Origin of the sequence: Rheinheimera nanhaiensis E407-8 (assembly GCF_000296695.1) — a bacterium.
Classification (GTDB): Bacteria; Pseudomonadota; Gammaproteobacteria; order Enterobacterales; family Alteromonadaceae; genus Alishewanella; species Alishewanella nanhaiensis.
Genome location: NZ_BAFK01000009.1, coordinates 154,411 through 169,910, shown reverse-complemented (window position 1 = coordinate 169,910; position 15,500 = coordinate 154,411). Strand labels below are relative to the sequence as shown.

Below are 15,500 nucleotides of genomic sequence, written 5' to 3'. Positions count from 1 at the left end.
GGACTGTGACATTACCGGTAAAACAGCCAACAGCCCCGAAGTCATCGGCAAGCTTTTTGACTACCTAAAGCATGAAACCAAAGAAGTGTTTATCGTGGTGAACCTCACCGCGCAGCACGAAGTGAACTGCTTTGAAGTGGTGGCAAAAGGCACCGCCGATGCAATCAGCACAAGGCCAGTTGAGCTACTGCGCACGGCAGTCATTTTAAACCTAAAGGCAGTCATTCTTATTCACAACCATCCATCGGGGTTAAGTGAACCGAGCCAGGCCGATGTGCGCTTTACCGAGCGGGTCATCGAGATTGGCAACATCTTAAATATCACCGTGCTGGACCATGTGATTATTGGCCTTAACCAACACACCAGCATGCGACAAACCCACGAGCATATTTTTAAGTAAACACCCTATCTATTCAGGAGTAAACATTATGCGTATTCAGTACGAGGGCTTAGCTTTGCCTGTTACAAAGCGATTTATCGATGCACTGATTAAAGCCATCGAGCCACACAGAGAGCCATTAGCAGAATTTGTCTGCGTGAACTTTCGGGACCCGAAATACAGTGCAGAAGCAGGCGGCTACCACCCGGTTGAAATACTACTTACCGGCACCAGTGGTCGTTATGACATCTGTTACATCACCGACTTCTGTTATGCCGGTATAGGCGATTGCGCAGAGCTGGTGAAGTCTTTGGACTTTGAGTTTATCGCTGGCACCTTTCAGGATATGACCGGCTACTACCCTATCGAAACCGCCAGAGAAATTTACCCGATGTGGGAAGATAATTTTTTATCTTACTGGCTGGATATGGGGGTTTTTGAGGTGGAGGTAAGCTAATGGAAGCATACAAACCTAAACGGGGTGAAGCCCATCTAAAATCCAGCCCAAAACGCCTTGCTATCGGTAATTGGTTACGGGAGCAGCGAAAGGCTAAGGGACTTACAATGCGCGACTTGGCAGCGATCAGCGGCAAGCCGCATAGTTACTTTGGCAAGATTGAGCAGGGTATGCGTGGGCTGGATATACTGGAGTTTTTGGAGCTCTGTCAGTGGCTAGGTATTGATTATCGCTCATCGATAAATCAAATACACAAACTGTAATTTAATTGTTTAATCAGCAAAGTGCTTGCTTGATTACCAAGCAAGCATAATCGGAGTACTAAACTTTCAGAATTAACTCATAACACTCTTCTCCAACTAATGCTCGTCAGTAAAACTCCTGTCCGACAGCACAGAATCTGTAGCATACTTTAGATACATCGAATTTCTGATCAATTCGACCTTCAGAACTCAGCTTGAAAATTCTCTGATAAACCTAGCTGAGTTGGAGAAAAGGTCGTGGGGTGTACAAAGGAAGAACGAATAATTGATATTAACTCCATAAGCCGGTTTTGATAGAATAACCCAAAATGCCACGAGGTTACCTTGGAATTGCCAACATCTGACGTTGAGATTCGTCAAGCGTTACACAGAAAAGTACTAAGAAAGTACCACAAGAGTTCATCAACTTTAGTCATTGATGAGCTGGGCCTTTCACATGGTAAAAATCGAATAGACATAGCAGTACTTAACGGTTGTTTGCATGGTTTTGAAATAAAGAGTTCTAAAGACACTCTGGCAAGATTACCAACCCAGCTAAACGAGTATGAAAGAAGCCTTCAAAAACTAACCATTGTAACAGCAAGTAATCATCTGCCAGGAGTAGAGGAGATTGCTCCAGCCTGGTGCGGAATAATTGAAGCTTCAAGAGGTAGCCGTGGGGCAATTAATTTTAGAGTAATCCGCAAACCTACTATAAACCCCAATGTTGAAACGATGTCTATCGCTCACTTATTGTGGAAGAAGGAAGCTATCGAAATCCTAATAGAAAGGGGATTAAATGATAACCACCTGAAAAAAAATAAAAAAACTCTTTATGGCGAAATAGTAAAATTAATCCCAATTAAACAATTAGTTGAAACTGTAAAGATCAAATTTTCCCAAAGAGAGTCTTGGCGAGTTGATTCACAACCACTGTAATATGATGATTTATACCAACATCTTTCCATGTTCCTAAAGTGCCAGTTGAACTTCCGTTGAAAGCAGTATCGTATATTTTTTTGTCTCCGACTGAGTAAAGTTTTCCATAATAATAATTAGCGTTGGCTATTGATTTACAATGAGAAATCATTTGAACTTCATTACCTCGGAATTGCTTCCCTTTAACAACCTCCCAAGTACGGTCTGTTGTATAAACAACTTTCCCAGCTGGTTTCAGAAGACGCATGTCTTGGCTTATAAAATCTGGGGTTTCAATTGTAAAATCACTGTAATTCGGTACTCTTATATTTTTTAATTCATGAGTAAGACACTTATACAATTCCCATTCATGACGGATCAATGAGCCTCCAGGAGGCTTTACAGTACTCAGGTTCAGCGAGTGACTTACTATAGTGAAAGATTTGAAGTATGGAATATCACTAATTTTCTTAACTGCGGTTGAAATGGCTTTAGCAAAAATATTATATGGTTCAAAATTTTCTGGGGAGCCTAGATCAATTATAAGATCAACCTTTTCACATCCCTTACCGAATGCATTCATAATACTTTTCAGGCTAAGGTTTACCGATGCATTCATAAGCTCATTAAAATATACTCGTATTGCCAGACCAGCATCATTTCCCATGATTAAGCCGGCTATTTCATCTAGATAAAACTTAGGATGTTGAATTTTTACTACAGGCGTAGCAAATATTCCGTCTTTGTTTAATTCGGAAATAATAAAATTAATTACAGACCTGCCATCATTCATGTGTTGATCAATCAGGCTTTCATGTAACTCAATAAAAGACGTTCGGTTTCGCCACTTAGCAATATAGCGCTTTGGAACAGTTTGTATATGCTCTTGTATTGTCTTTTTTGGCCGTTGCTCTTCAAAATCGTATTCGATTGGAGGTATCACGAAGATAGGCTTAATTTTGTTTTTGATAGAATCATCAAGCTTAAACAAAGCCTGATATTCACCCTGCCGCCATTTAAGTATTGGGGTATAACTCTTCAAAAGAGATCCTTAAATTCCAAAATATAACCTAACCTTTCCTTGTCCAACTAAACTACTCAAAATGGAATAATTAGTTAGTTCTTTTCTAATTCTTCCAGCAACTATGCTTGGATGAATGCCAAGATTTGTAGCATCTGCGAGCACTGTTTCCTCGTTTATATAAAATCTAGATAAACAGGAGTCCCATTTTTCTTTTGAAATAGTGTTTTCCAACGCATAATCATTTGCCTCAATTTCAAATCTATCGCCAACTTCCTGATCTTCCTCATCAAAAAATTCTGTAAACATTGAAGTGTAGAGATGCAGAAAAACGTGACCAAGTTCATGCATTAAAGCAAACCAAAAATTATCTAGTCGGTCATGCCTGAGAGTAAGCGCGATTACAGGATGCTTGTCTTGAAACAACATAGCCGCACCATCTAAGTAAGTACCTTGTAAATGGGGTTCCACTACAAGAATAATCCCATGTTTAGCTAAAAGCTGTTGAACAAGAAGTGGAGCATCATCCTTAACAGATAATTTTATAAGCTCATTTATCCACGAATCATCAAGTGAAAACTTGCCGATTTCATAGCTATCAACCTTCAACTTCGCTTTTTGAAGAACCCTAGCCTGCCAAGCGATTAACGCATACCTATTTGGATTATTACCACCATGGATTTGTTTCTTATGTAAGGCAGCTAAAAAATTGCTTCCCCCGCAACTAAAGAAAAACTCTTGAAGCTGTTTTTCTGGGGATACGTTACCTTTTAACGAAATCCATCCGCGCTTTGCCATTTCTTTAATCGGAAATAGAGACCAGTCAAATGGTTTTTTGTTGAAGCTAATTCCTTTTTGAGAAGCTGATGTCAATACCTGGTCGCTGATTGTAACGCCGACGATTTTTGAAATATCCATGAGAGTATTCTGATCTACGCCAGAATATTTAGAGTTTTCAAATCGGATAATATCTAACTCGGACAGACCAACTCGTTCAGCCAATTCCTTTTGTGAGATAAAGTTCGCGATTCTACATTTTACCAAAACAAAAGGTAGCTCGCTCAAATCGGAACAATTCACTTTAAGCGGACCAGAAGTTAGAAGAGAATTATAATCATCAATTTGCTTTTGCAAATCATAGATTTGACTACTTATCGCAGAGAGTTGAATTTGAGTAAAAACATCCGCAGAGCTAGACGCCTCAATGGATTCTAGGCTTTTTTTTAACTCGACGAGTTGACCACTAGTAACCCGAAGCTGCTGGTCGTTATAGATCATAAGCTTCCCCCTGAGTCGTCTAGAAAAGGTTCCTTAGTCAAATCGATTGCGATTATACCTTTGCGAGACCCAGATATTTTTTCTACCTGAAAAAAATTAATAAAAGATAAACCTAATCCAGCATTTAGGTGCGCCGGAAAAATTTCACCATAATATTTTGCTTTCTGAGCTTCTCTTGAATTATCAAAGGTAATAAGCACAGGATCTAACAGTTTTAAGTCTACACCTGCGGTATCCCAGCATCCATCATAATCCGAAGGTAAATCTTTCTCTGTAACAAAACTGCCATCTAGATAGATGGTTTTGCACCCTGCTTTGGCCAATGCATTTGCAGCGGCATAAAAACCATCGAAAAGCCTTCGCCGATGAGGATTATGAGCAAATACAGTTTTTACCTCATTCATCGAGGAAAAATGTATTCCAGGAGGTAATACACACCATGGAACGCCAGGAAGTGGTAAAAGCTTTGGAATCATCTTCTTAATTGATACTTAACGATATTAACCAGTAAATCATTTATCAATTAAAAAAGGAACAGAAATGAACAAATCAATTCATTTTTTTATAATTATATGCAGTATTTGGTGCCTAGGGCCGGACTCGAACCGGCACGTTGTCGCCAACGGTGGATTTTGAATCCACTGCGTCTACCAATTTCGCCACCCAGGCATTGAGAGGACTTTTTTATCTGTATCTAGTGTAGCTACAGACCTTTACAAAACTTTACAAGCTTTTTTACGAGCTCTTATTTCTTTAACTCTAAACTATTCAAAGAGTTAAGTCTACCTTTTGCGAAGACGCGTTGCATTTTGAATCCGCTGCGTCTACCGATTTCGCCACCCAGGCACTGAGGGATATTTTGAGGTAAACGCCTGCATTATACGATGCGATTAGCGTTGCGCAAGCGAATTTCTGCCATTCGCCGTTAGTTGCGCAAAATATCAACAGCTTCGAAAAAGCCTTGCTGCGTGCTACACTTGCGCCGTTTTTTTACTTCGGATAACACTATGTTTGCTGATGCACCCCGTGCCGGGTTAGTGCGCCGTTTAGCGGCGTTGTTGTATGACTGGCTGATTTTAGCTGCGCTGTGGATGCTGGCGATGGGCATTGCCATGGCGGCAGTGGCGCTGCTAAACCAACTAGGGCTGATTTCGTTGGCGGGTTACACCGACTACGCCGACTTTACTACCCAGCATAAAATCTGGTTTCAGCTGTATTCGGTAGGCTGCTTTTTTTGGTTTTATTTGTACTTTTGGTATAAAGGCGGCCAAACGCTGGGCATGCGCGCCTGGCGCATGTTGCTGGTGCAGCAAGACGGCAGCGCAATAAGCCTTAAGCAGGCTGCCTTGCGCGCCGTTACTGCGCTGCTTGGGCTGGGTAACCTGTGGCTGTGGTTGCGTTGGGGTAAAGGGCTGGCACTGCAAGATCAGTTAAGTGGTACCCAGGTCGTGGTGCTGACTAAAGAGCAAAGCAAGCAATTAAACCTGCACAGAGCCGCCCGTTAATACGGGCGGAATCGCCATACTGACAACGGCTAGACCTTTTTTCGCATAAAGTATAGCGACAAACCGATAAACAGCAGGCTGGGCAGCAAAGCGCCAGCCAGTGGTGGTAGCTGATACACCAGGGCTACCGGGCCAAACACCTCGTTACTCATATAAAAGGCAAAGCCGGTCAGTATGCCCATTAACACTCTGGCCGCCATGGTAACACTGCGCAGCGGGCCGAAAATAAACGACAGCGCCATTAATAACATGGCAATAATGGTGAGCGGCTGCAAGGCTTTACGCCAGAACGCCAGCTCGTAGCGGCTGGCGTCCTGCGAGTTTTGCGCCAGATAATCCATATAATCGGTAAGCCCCTGTAATGACAGCATTTCAGGCTTTATCGTCACCACGCCCAGTTTGTCTGGCGTTAATGACGAGCGCCAGCTTTGGCTTGGCCATTGTTGTTTTTCAATCCGCTCTGGCGTAAAGGCCAAACGCGTAACCTGCTGCAGCTGCCAGGCGTCCTGCTGATAAACTGCCGTTGCGGCACTGAGCAGCGACACCAATTGCAGCTGATCATCAAACTGATAAATCACCACATCCTGCAGGTTACCAAAATCATCTACTTTACGGATATTAACGAACTGATCGCCATCTTTGGCCCACACGCCCTGCTGGGCGGCAAACAGGCTGCCATCTGAAATCGCCTTGGTACGCAGCTCGCGCGCGGCTCTGTCACTGACCGGCGCACCCCATTCGGCAATCGCCATCACCAGCAGCATCAGCAGCACCGCCGTTTTCATCACCGAGTTAATAATATTCCCCCGCGACATCCCCGCCGCTTGCATCACTACCAGCTCACTGCTGCTGGCCAGCATCCCCAAGCCGATTAAGCCGCCTATCAGCGCCGCCATCGGGAAAAAGGTGACTAAGTCACCCGGCACGCTGTACAAGGTAAACAGCGCCGCGTGCACCATATCGTAATAACCGCGGCCGATAGAGCGCATCTGATCGATAAATTTAAACATGGCCGAGATAGCCAGCAGCACACTGAGCGTGAGCAAGGTGGTGCTTAAAATGGTGCGGCCTATATAGATATCAAGAATTTTCAGCATGTTAACTTCTACCTGCCAGCCAGGCCTGGAACCGCTGCGCGCCACTGCGGCTACGTAAAATCAACACGGTACCCAGCAATAAGGCGCAGCCATGTAGCCACCACATACCCAGCGCAGGCGGAATTTTGCCATCTTCCAGTGCCGAGCGGGCGATAATCAGCAGCGAGTAATACCCCAGATATAACAGCAGTGCCGGCAGCAGGCGGCCAAACTTGCCCTGGCGCGGGTTCACCCGGCTAAGTGGCACAGCAATCAAGGTAAGCAGTGGAATAGACAGCGGAATAGCAATACGCCAGTGCCATTCGGCAATAGCCTCACTGGTCGGGTTTTGCAGCAGTTCAGTGGTAGCTACACTGCCTAACTTGCGCCGGCGCTGCTCTACTTCCTGCTCGCGGATCTGCATCTGGTAGCGCTCAAATTCAGTCACTTCAAACGCTGGCGAACTGACACTGCCGGTATAGCGCCGGCCTTGCTCTAATTGCAGAATTTGCGCGCCACTGGCATCTTCACTGACACTGCCGCTTTGCGCATATACTATGGCATGGCCAGCAGGTTCGTCACTGGCGCCACTTTGCGCCACAAACACCCGCTCCAAGCGGCCACTGTTGTCGCCGCGGCCCACTTCATGGACAAAAATCACTGCTTTTTCATTCGACGTATGCTGAAAACGCCCCGGCACCATCGACAATAAGCCGGCATTAGCATCGGCCTTTTCCAGCAGGCGGTATTCCTGCTCGGTCGCCCAGGGGCTTAAATACAGGGTAACACTGCCAGCGAGAATCGCCATCAGCAACGACAATACCAGGGTAATACGGGTGACATACCATTCGCTGACACCAGTGGCGTGCAGCACTGTCATTTCGCTGTCAGCGTAAATACGGCCATAAGCCACCAAAATGCCGATAAAGGCACTTAATGGCAAAATAATCACCGCCAGCTGCGGTAACTTTAACGCGACAATACTCATAACCAACTGACCAGGCAGTTCGCCTTCAGAGGCATCGGCCAGAATTTTCACAAAGCGCTGGCTGACAATAATGGTCATCAGAATGAGAAATACCGCCAGCTGCGATTTAAACACCTCAGCTAACAGGTAACGAAAAATAATCAAAACGCCCCCTAAAAACCTGCCTTTTTGCTGGAACCCTGGCGATTTTTCAGTAAACTTGATATTTATAGCAATTATTATCGACCAAACGGCGCAGAAAACCGAGCTTTTTTATAAATTCACGGTAGAATTTAGCCAATAATGTGCCCGTTATCCTAGCACAGTCTCTTAGAATCAGGAGTTAGTATGGAGTTCAGCGTAAAAAGCGGAAGTCCGGAAAAACAACGCAGTGCATGCATTGTTGTCGGGGTGTACGAACCACGCCGCCTTTCCGCCGTGGCAGAACAACTGGATAAAATCAGTGAAGGTTATATCAGCAACCTGCTGCGCCGGGGTGATTTAGAAGGTAAGCCAGGCCAGATGTTGCTGTTGCACCATGTGCCTAACGTACTGAGCGAGCGCGTATTATTAGTTGGCTGTGGTAAAGAGCGCGAATTAGACGAGCGCCAGTACCGCCAGATCATCGCAAAAACCATCAGCACCTTAAACGAAACCGGCTCAATGGAAGCGGTGTGCTTTTTATCCGAGCTGCACGTGAAAGGCCGCGACACCTACTGGAAGGTACGCCATGCAGTAGAAACGACCCAAGACTGTCTGTACGTATTTGACCGGCTAAAAAGTAAAAAAGATGAAACCCGCCGGCCACTGCGCAAAATCGTGTTTAATGTGCCGACCCGCCGTGACCTGACCATTGGCGAAAAAGCGGTTGAGCATGGCCTGGCTATTGCCGCCGGTATTAAGCAGTGTAAAGACGTTGGCAATATGCCGCCGAATATCTGTACGCCACAGTATCTGGCCGAACAGGCGCAGTTGTTAACGCAGCACAGCGACAAAGTCTCTGTTGAGGTACTGGGCCCGGACGAGATGCACAAACTGGGTATGCATTCTTACCTGGCAGTGGGCCGTGGCTCGGTAAACGGCCCCAGGATGGCGGTTATCCACTACAAAGGTGCCGGCAATGACAGCGCACCCGTAGTGTTAGTGGGTAAAGGCTTAACCTTCGACTCTGGCGGCATCAGCTTAAAGCCGGGCGAAGGTATGGACGAGATGAAATACGACATGTGTGGTGCCGCCTCGGTGCTGGGTACTATGCATGCGGTGGTGAACCTAAACCTGCCGGTAAACCTGGTGGCGGTGTTAGCCGCGGCGGAGAATATGCCCGATGCTAACGCCTACCGGCCGGGCGATATTTTAACCACCATGTCAGGCCAGACGGTAGAAGTGCTGAACACCGACGCTGAAGGCCGGCTGGTACTGTGCGATGCCTTAACCTATGTTGAGCGGTTTGACCCGGAATTAGTTATAGACGTTGCCACCTTAACCGGTGCCTGTGTGATTGCACTGGGTAAGCATGCTACCGGCTTAATGAGCAACCACAACCCGCTGGCGCACGAGATTTTAAATGCCTCCGAGCAAAGTGGCGACCGCGCCTGGCGCCTGCCGCTGTGGGATGATTATCAGGAGCAGCTGGAAAGCCCCTTTGCCGACTTTAGCAACCTGGGCGGCCGCGCTGCCGGCACCATTACCGCCGCCTGTTTCCTGTCGCGCTTTACCCGTAAATATAACTGGGCGCATCTGGATATTGCCGGTACGGCCTGGCGCAGTGGCGGCAAAGACAAAGGTGCTACCGGCCGGCCGGTACCGCTACTGACCCAGTTTTTAATTAACCGGGTTGGTCAGCAGCAGGATCATTAATGCAAGTTAGCTTTTATCTGCTAAGCCCCCCGCAAGCAGACGTAGCGGCGCCCCAAAATGAGCTGAGCACCACGCCAGCTCATTTTGCTTTAGCCTGCCAGCTGTGTGCCGACTTGTACCGCGCCAGGCAACGGGTTTTCGTTTATACTGCCAGCCAACAGCAGGCCGAGGCGTTTGACGAGCTGCTATGGCAATTTGATGCCGAGCGTTTTGTACCGCACAACCTGGCCGGTGAAGGGCCCAAATACGGTGCACCGGTAGAAATAAGCTGGCAGCCGCCACGGCAAAACCGGCAGGTATTAATTAACCTGACCGACACCGTACCGGCCTTTGCCAACCGCTTTAGCCAAATTATTGAATTTGTACCCGTTGCCGAGCACGACAAGGCGCTGGCACGGGCACGTTTTAAACAGTATCGCCAGCTGGGCCTAAACCCCGACACCATTAAAGCTGGCTGAGTAACAGGTAATATCATGGAAAAGACGTTTAACCCCAGTGAAATTGAGCAGGCAATGTATAACGCCTGGGAAGCCAAAGGCTACTTTAAACCCAGTGGCGATGAGCGCCTGGGTAGCTACTGCATTATGATCCCACCGCCAAATGTTACCGGCAGCCTGCACATGGGCCACGCTTTTCAGCAAACCATTATGGACGCGCTTACCCGCTATCAGCGCATGCAAGGCAAAAACACCCTGTGGCAGGTTGGTACTGACCACGCCGGCATTGCTACCCAGATGGTGGTAGAGCGCAAACTAGCCGCTGAGGGCCAGCCCGGCCGCCATCAGTTGGGCCGTGATGCCTTTATTGAAAAAGTCTGGCAGTGGAAGGCTGAATCGGGCGGCACCATCACCTCGCAAATGCGCCGTTTAGGTAACTCGGTAGACTGGGAGCGCGAGCGCTTTACCATGGACGACGGCTTGTCCAATGCGGTGCAGGAAGTATTTGTAAGGCTGTACGAGGACGACTTAATTTACCGTGGCAAGCGCCTGGTAAACTGGGATCCGAAACTGCACACCGCCATTTCGGATTTAGAAGTAGAAAACAAAGAGCAGAAAGGCCAGATGTGGCACCTGCGCTACCCATTGGCCGATGGTGCGACCACAGCTGATGGCAAAAGCTATTTAGTGGTCGCCACCACGCGGCCGGAAACCATGCTGGGCGATACCGGCGTAGCCGTTAACCCGGAAGATGATCGCTATAAAGCACTGATTGGCAAAGAGATCATGCTACCACTGGTAAACCGGCGTATTCCCATTGTTGGCGATGAGCATGCCGACATGGAAAAAGGCACCGGCTGCGTCAAAATTACCCCGGCACATGATTTTAACGACTACGAAGTGGGCAAGCGCCATCAGCTGCCGATGATCAACGTGCTGACACCGGATGCCACTATTCGTAGCGAAGGTGAGTGCTTCTTTACCAACGGTGCAGTTAACCCGAACCAGAGCGCCGCCATACCGGCTGAATTTGCCGGCCTGGACCGCTACGCCGCCCGTAAAGCCATTGTCGCCGCTTTTGATGCCGCCGGCCTGCTGGATAAGGTAGAAGATCACAACAACACCCTGCCTTATGGCGACAGAAGTGGCGTGGTAATAGAGCCATTGCTAACAGACCAGTGGTATGTGCGTGTAGCACCGCTGGCGAAAACCGCCACCGAAGCGGTAGAAAGCGGCCAGATCGAATTTGTGCCCAAACAGTACGAGAACATGTACTACAGCTGGATGCGCGACATTCAGGACTGGTGTATTTCACGTCAGCTGTGGTGGGGCCACCGTATTCCAGCCTGGTACGACAATAACGGCAACGTCTATGTTGGCCGCTCGGAAGCGGAAGTACGGGCGAAGCATCAGTTAGCCGACCACATCGAGCTAAAACAAGATAACGATGTGCTGGACACCTGGTTCAGCTCGGCGCTGTGGACCTTCTCTACACTGGGCTGGCCGGAAGATACCGACGCCCTGCGCACCTTCCACCCGACCGATGTGCTGGTAACCGGTTTTGATATTATTTTCTTCTGGGTAGCCCGGATGATCATGATGACGATGCACTTTATTAAAGATAAAGACGGCAAGCCGCAGGTACCGTTTAAAACGGTGTATGTTACCGGCCTTATCCGCGATGAAAACGGCGATAAGATGAGTAAGTCCAAGGGCAATGTAATCGATCCGCTGGATATGATAGACGGCATCAGCCTGGCCGATTTGCTGGCCAAACGTACCAGTAACCTGATGCAGCCACAGCTGGCGGAAAAAATCGCCAAGGCCACCGAAAAACAATTCCCGGACGGTATTACCGCCAGCGGCACCGACGCCCTGCGTTTTACCCTGGCGGCACTGGCCTCAACCGGCCGTGATATTAACTGGGATATGAAACGCTTAGAGGGTTACCGTAACTTCTGCAATAAACTGTGGAACGCCAGCCGTTATGTGCTGATGAACACTGAAGGTCAGGATTGCGGCTTTAATGGTGGCGACATGCAGTTATCACTGGCCGATAAATGGATACTGGCGCAGTACCAGCACACGGTAAAACAGGTGCGGCAGTATATCGACAGCTACCGTTTTGATATGGCGGCCAATACGCTGTACGAATTTACCTGGAACCAATTCTGTGACTGGTATTTAGAGCTGACCAAGCCGGTGCTGTTTAAAGGCAACGATGCGCAGCAGCGCGCCACCCGCCATACGCTGGTGACAGTGCTGGAAAGCTTACTGCGCCTTATGCACCCGATAATGCCGTTTATTACCGAAACCATCTGGCAATCGGTTAAACCACTGGCGGGCCCTGTGGTTAATAACAGCGCTGCTGATAGCATTATGCTGCAGCCATACCCGCAAGTGGACACCGGTCTTATCGATGAGACTGCCACTGCCGATCTGGAATGGTTAAAGGCGGTCATTACCGCGATACGTAACGTACGCGGTGAAATGAATATCGCGCCCAGCAAGCCGCTTAGCATACTGCTGCGCAACCTGGGCAGCGACGAGCAGCGCCGTTTAACTGAAAACGAAAGCTTCCTGATGAACCTGGCTAAGCTGGACAGTATTAAAGTACTGGCGGCAGGCGAGCAAGCCCCGGCCAGCGCGGCTCAGCTTATCGGCAGCATGGATTTATTGATCCCAATGGCCGGCTTAATTGACAAAGACGCCGAGCTTAGCCGTATCGCCAAGCAGCTGGAGAAAACCCAGCAAGAGCTATCACGGGTTGCCGGCAAACTGGCCAACGAAGGCTTTGTCGCCAAAGCGCCGGAAGCGGTGCTGGAAAAAGAGCGCGCCAAACAGGCCGAACTGGAGCAGGCAGTAGCAAAACTGCAGGCACAGCAAGCTGAAATCGCCGCACTGTAAGCTTAGTTAAACGGCTACGAAAAACCGGGCGTTACAACCCGGTTTTTTTATCACCACGATTCCTGCTATCCGCGCCGTTTTGCCCCGCAGCAGCATAAAGATCGCAGTTGTAGAACGCGAAATTTTTGCTATGATTGCGCGGTATTTCGGCAACTGGCTGACTATACGCTTGCACTGCCTATTTATGCAGTAAAGTCTGGTGTTTAGCGCACCCTTATTTTGCGCAGCACGGCTGATAAAGCAAGGAACCGCTCCGTTGAGTTGGGTTATCTGCTGCAACGGTTCACTTAATTTTTATCCGGCCTGCCGGATTTTTTTACAGAGAAAAATAAATGATGTCAGCAGATACCCTGGTCGAGAGTCTCGCCGAACCTGTTGCCACGGCGGCCGAAGCGGCCGCTATTACCCCATCAGCCATCAGTTTAATTCCACCTGTAGTGGTACTGGCTATCGCAATTTGGCTGAAAAGGCCCATTTTAGCGTTAGTAATGGGTGCGATAGCCGGCTTACTGCTACTGTCTCCTGCAGGCGCATTAAGCAATATGGCCGAAACCTCATTGCGCGTGATGCAAGACGAAACTATTGGTTGGTTAATTCTGGTCTGTGGCGGTTTTGGTTCGTTAATCGCATTGTTGGTGCATACCGGCGGTGCCTTTGCCTTTGGTCGTGCAGCGCAAAATGTAGCGAAAGGCCGCAAATCATCGCTGCTGATGACCTGCTTTTTGGGCATAGTCATTTTTGTCGATGACTACTTAAATGCGCTTACCGTGGGTGAAACCATGAAACGCATTACCGACAAATACAAAGTGTCACGCGAAATGCTGGCCTACGTGGTCGACTCTACTGCCGCCCCCATTTGCGTGCTTATTCCTATTTCCACCTGGGCGGTATTCTTTGGCGGTTTGTTGGTAGCCAACGATGTTGCCCCAGCGGGTGATGCCAGTGGTATTACCACCTACATTTCGGCCATCCCCTATATGCTTTATGCCTGGTTGGCGATGATCATGGTAATACTGGTGATTTTAGGCGTGGTGCCTTTAATTGGACCAATGAAAAAAGCCGAACTGGCAGCACAACAAGCGACTGTTGCTGCAATTGACGCCCCTAATTCTGCTACCACAGCGCAGGATACCCATTCCGCCGATGATTTTGCCGTGCAGGCTTTTGAAGAAGAGTTTGAACAAGCCAATAAAAACAGCGGCAGACTGCATAATTTCCTGCTGCCAATGATCATGTTGGTCGGTTTCACTATCTGGTTTGAAATTGACGTATGGAAAGGGTTATTGATGACCTTCCTGATCACGTTGCCACTTTACTTAGTGCAGCGCCTGATGACGATCACTGAAATGATGGACCAGATGATCCATGGCTTTAAAACGATGTTACCGGCGATTTGTACTGTTATTGCTGCCTTTGTATTTAAAGATGTCTGCGACCAACTCGGCTTACCTCAGTACATTATTGATAACCTCGCCCCTTATATGAGTGCGCAGTTACTGCCGGCACTGGTGTTTTTCTCTATGGCAATACTGGCGTTCGCTACTGGTTCTTCCTGGGGGATTTTCGCGGTGTCTATCCCTATCGTAATGCCCCTGGCGTTTGCGGTAGAAGCCAATATTCCACTGGTGATTGGTGCACTGTTATCGGCCAGCTCGTTCGGTAGCCAGGCCTGTTTTTACAGTGACTCCACGGTATTGGCCGCACAAGGCTCAGGCTGTAACCTGATGAGCCATGCGCTAACACAATTTCCATATGCCTTTATGGCAGCGGTATTAGCTTTCTTTGGCTTTTTGGCCTTGGCATAAGCCAGCCTAACCAGCAACCAGCAAAGGCGCTGTTAATGGCGCCTTTGCTTTATTTCTCAGTCCGGTTTAACTCTTTGTCACTTTTTTATCCCTGACAAATTAGCGCTACACTGTTACCTTATATAACAATCTATTACAGCGTGTTTACCGGAGGTATTATGCTGACGTTACTGGCACGGATTTTAAAAGTACTTAATTCTCAGGCTTCGCCCTGGCAATTGGGTTGGGCGGTTGCGCTGGGCCTGTTTGCCGGCATTTTACCCTTCGGCCTGCTAAGCCTGCTGATTGTGTTACTGGTGTGCCTGCTTACCATTAACCTGTCGACCTTTATCCTGGTGTGGGGTTTAACTGAAGGGCTGATGCTACTGCTGGCCGACCCACTGGAGCGCCTCACCTGGCACTATGCGCAAAACGAACAGTTACTGGCGCTGCTTGCCAACAACGAACCCCTGCAGTTGCTGCATTTACACCATACCCTGACCCTGGGCGCGTTTTTACTGGGCCTGATATTGTTGCTGCCCATTGCCTGGCTGAGTCAGCTATTGGTTACACAGTACCGTGAGCGGGTAATGAACAGTGTGCAAAAGTGGAAACTGATGCAGATGCTCAAAGCCAGCAAGCTGTTTACGCTATACGAAAAGCTGCAATAAG

At 48.2% G+C, this 15,500-nt stretch carries 15 protein-coding genes and 1 tRNA gene; 10 read left to right on the top strand and 6 right to left on the bottom strand.

The features are described 5' to 3' along the window. The 4 genes from RNAN_RS09665 to RNAN_RS18930 form a co-directional block, all read left to right on the top strand. Nucleotides 1-400: JAB domain-containing protein (locus RNAN_RS09665; RefSeq protein WP_040551951.1), on the top strand; the 400-nt coding region annotated here is incomplete at its 5' end. Nucleotides 401-428: 28 nt separating this feature from the next. Beyond that, nucleotides 429-836 carry a DUF2787 family protein gene (locus RNAN_RS09660; RefSeq protein ID WP_008221244.1) on the top strand — a complete coding sequence of 136 codons (408 nt, stop codon included), beginning with the start codon at nt 429-431 and terminating at the stop codon, nt 834-836. Next, nucleotides 836-1,099, top strand: coding sequence for a helix-turn-helix domain-containing protein (locus tag RNAN_RS09655; protein WP_052027278.1), 264 nt, complete (start codon nt 836-838; stop codon nt 1,097-1,099). Before RNAN_RS09660 ends, RNAN_RS09655 begins: the two co-directional genes overlap by 1 nt. Nucleotides 1,100-1,423: 324 nt before the next feature. Next, nucleotides 1,424-2,017 (top strand): sce7726 family protein, encoded by a 594-nt coding sequence (locus tag RNAN_RS18930; RefSeq protein WP_081502284.1) that lies wholly within the window; start codon nt 1,424-1,426, stop codon nt 2,015-2,017. On the opposite strand, the gene RNAN_RS09650 is transcribed toward RNAN_RS18930, so the two are convergent. From RNAN_RS09650 to RNAN_RS09635, 4 genes are all read right to left on the bottom strand, one after another. After that, the gene (locus RNAN_RS09650) at nt 1,968-3,038 is read right to left on the bottom strand and encodes a beta family protein (protein WP_008221241.1); all 1,071 of its coding nucleotides are present in this window, start codon (nt 3,036-3,038) and stop codon (nt 1,968-1,970) included. The genes RNAN_RS18930 and RNAN_RS09650 overlap by 50 nt on opposite strands. A gap of 9 nt (nt 3,039-3,047) precedes the next feature. Continuing rightward, a complete protein-coding gene (locus tag RNAN_RS09645) occupies nt 3,048-4,295 on the bottom strand; it encodes an XRE family transcriptional regulator (protein WP_008221239.1) in 1,248 nt (415 codons plus the stop codon). Beyond that, complete coding sequence (locus RNAN_RS09640) at nt 4,292-4,771, bottom strand: DUF6932 family protein (protein WP_040551950.1); 480 nt, start codon at nt 4,769-4,771, stop codon at nt 4,292-4,294. Before RNAN_RS09640 ends, RNAN_RS09645 begins: the two co-directional genes overlap by 4 nt. Nucleotides 4,772-4,877: 106 nt before the next feature. After that, nucleotides 4,878-4,964, bottom strand: a tRNA-Leu gene (locus RNAN_RS09635). Nucleotides 4,965-5,302: 338 nt separating this feature from the next. Between RNAN_RS09635 and RNAN_RS09630 the strand changes: the two genes are divergently transcribed. Next, nucleotides 5,303-5,800, top strand: a complete 498-nt coding sequence (locus tag RNAN_RS09630; protein ID WP_008221237.1) for an RDD family protein — start codon at nt 5,303-5,305, stop codon at nt 5,798-5,800. A 29-nt stretch (nt 5,801-5,829) separates the two neighbouring features. Here the strand turns inward: RNAN_RS09630 and lptG are convergent, their stop codons facing one another. After that, complete coding sequence (gene lptG / locus RNAN_RS09625) at nt 5,830-6,897, bottom strand: LPS export ABC transporter permease LptG (protein WP_008221235.1); 1,068 nt, start codon at nt 6,895-6,897, stop codon at nt 5,830-5,832. A gap of 1 nt (nt 6,898) precedes the next feature. Next, complete coding sequence (gene lptF, locus RNAN_RS09620) at nt 6,899-8,008, bottom strand: LPS export ABC transporter permease LptF (protein WP_008221233.1); 1,110 nt, start codon at nt 8,006-8,008, stop codon at nt 6,899-6,901. Nucleotides 8,009-8,191: 183 nt separating this feature from the next. On the opposite strand from lptF, the gene pepA reads away from it, so the two are divergent. From pepA to RNAN_RS09595, 5 genes are all read left to right on the top strand, one after another. Further along, nucleotides 8,192-9,700 carry a leucyl aminopeptidase gene (gene pepA, locus RNAN_RS09615; protein ID WP_008221231.1) on the top strand — a complete coding sequence of 503 codons (1,509 nt, stop codon included), beginning with the start codon at nt 8,192-8,194 and terminating at the stop codon, nt 9,698-9,700. Beyond that, nucleotides 9,700-10,158 carry a DNA polymerase III subunit chi gene (locus RNAN_RS09610; protein WP_008221229.1) on the top strand — a complete coding sequence of 153 codons (459 nt, stop codon included), beginning with the start codon at nt 9,700-9,702 and terminating at the stop codon, nt 10,156-10,158. The genes pepA and RNAN_RS09610 overlap by 1 nt, the downstream gene beginning before the upstream one ends. A gap of 15 nt (nt 10,159-10,173) precedes the next feature. Then, nucleotides 10,174-13,044 (top strand): valine--tRNA ligase, encoded by a 2,871-nt coding sequence (locus RNAN_RS09605; protein ID WP_008221228.1) that lies wholly within the window; start codon nt 10,174-10,176, stop codon nt 13,042-13,044. Nucleotides 13,045-13,376: 332 nt separating this feature from the next. Next, complete coding sequence (locus RNAN_RS09600; RefSeq protein ID WP_008221226.1) at nt 13,377-14,849, top strand: Na+/H+ antiporter NhaC family protein; 1,473 nt, start codon at nt 13,377-13,379, stop codon at nt 14,847-14,849. A 158-nt stretch (nt 14,850-15,007) separates the two neighbouring features. Beyond that, the gene (locus tag RNAN_RS09595; RefSeq protein WP_008221223.1) at nt 15,008-15,499 is read left to right on the top strand and encodes a TIGR03546 family protein; all 492 of its coding nucleotides are present in this window, start codon (nt 15,008-15,010) and stop codon (nt 15,497-15,499) included. The last annotated feature ends 1 nt before the right edge of the window (nt 15,500 follow it).

Coding starts and splice junctions, on each gene's coding strand:
- RNAN_RS09660 (WP_008221244.1), top strand. CDS start 429: ATGCGTATTCAGTACGAGGGCTTAGCTTTGCCTGTTACAAAGCGATTT.
- RNAN_RS09655 (WP_052027278.1), top strand. CDS start 836: ATGGAAGCATACAAACCTAAACGGGGTGAAGCCCATCTAAAATCCAGC.
- RNAN_RS09645 (WP_008221239.1), bottom strand. CDS start 4,295: ATGATCTATAACGACCAGCAGCTTCGGGTTACTAGTGGTCAACTCGTC.
- RNAN_RS09640 (WP_040551950.1), bottom strand. CDS start 4,771: ATGATTCCAAAGCTTTTACCACTTCCTGGCGTTCCATGGTGTGTATTA.
- RNAN_RS09630 (WP_008221237.1), top strand. CDS start 5,303: ATGTTTGCTGATGCACCCCGTGCCGGGTTAGTGCGCCGTTTAGCGGCG.
- lptG (WP_008221235.1), bottom strand. CDS start 6,897: ATGCTGAAAATTCTTGATATCTATATAGGCCGCACCATTTTAAGCACC.
- pepA (WP_008221231.1), top strand. CDS start 8,192: ATGGAGTTCAGCGTAAAAAGCGGAAGTCCGGAAAAACAACGCAGTGCA.
- RNAN_RS09610 (WP_008221229.1), top strand. CDS start 9,700: ATGCAAGTTAGCTTTTATCTGCTAAGCCCCCCGCAAGCAGACGTAGCG.
- RNAN_RS09605 (WP_008221228.1), top strand. CDS start 10,174: ATGGAAAAGACGTTTAACCCCAGTGAAATTGAGCAGGCAATGTATAAC.
- RNAN_RS09600 (WP_008221226.1), top strand. CDS start 13,377: ATGATGTCAGCAGATACCCTGGTCGAGAGTCTCGCCGAACCTGTTGCC.
- RNAN_RS09595 (WP_008221223.1), top strand. CDS start 15,008: ATGCTGACGTTACTGGCACGGATTTTAAAAGTACTTAATTCTCAGGCT.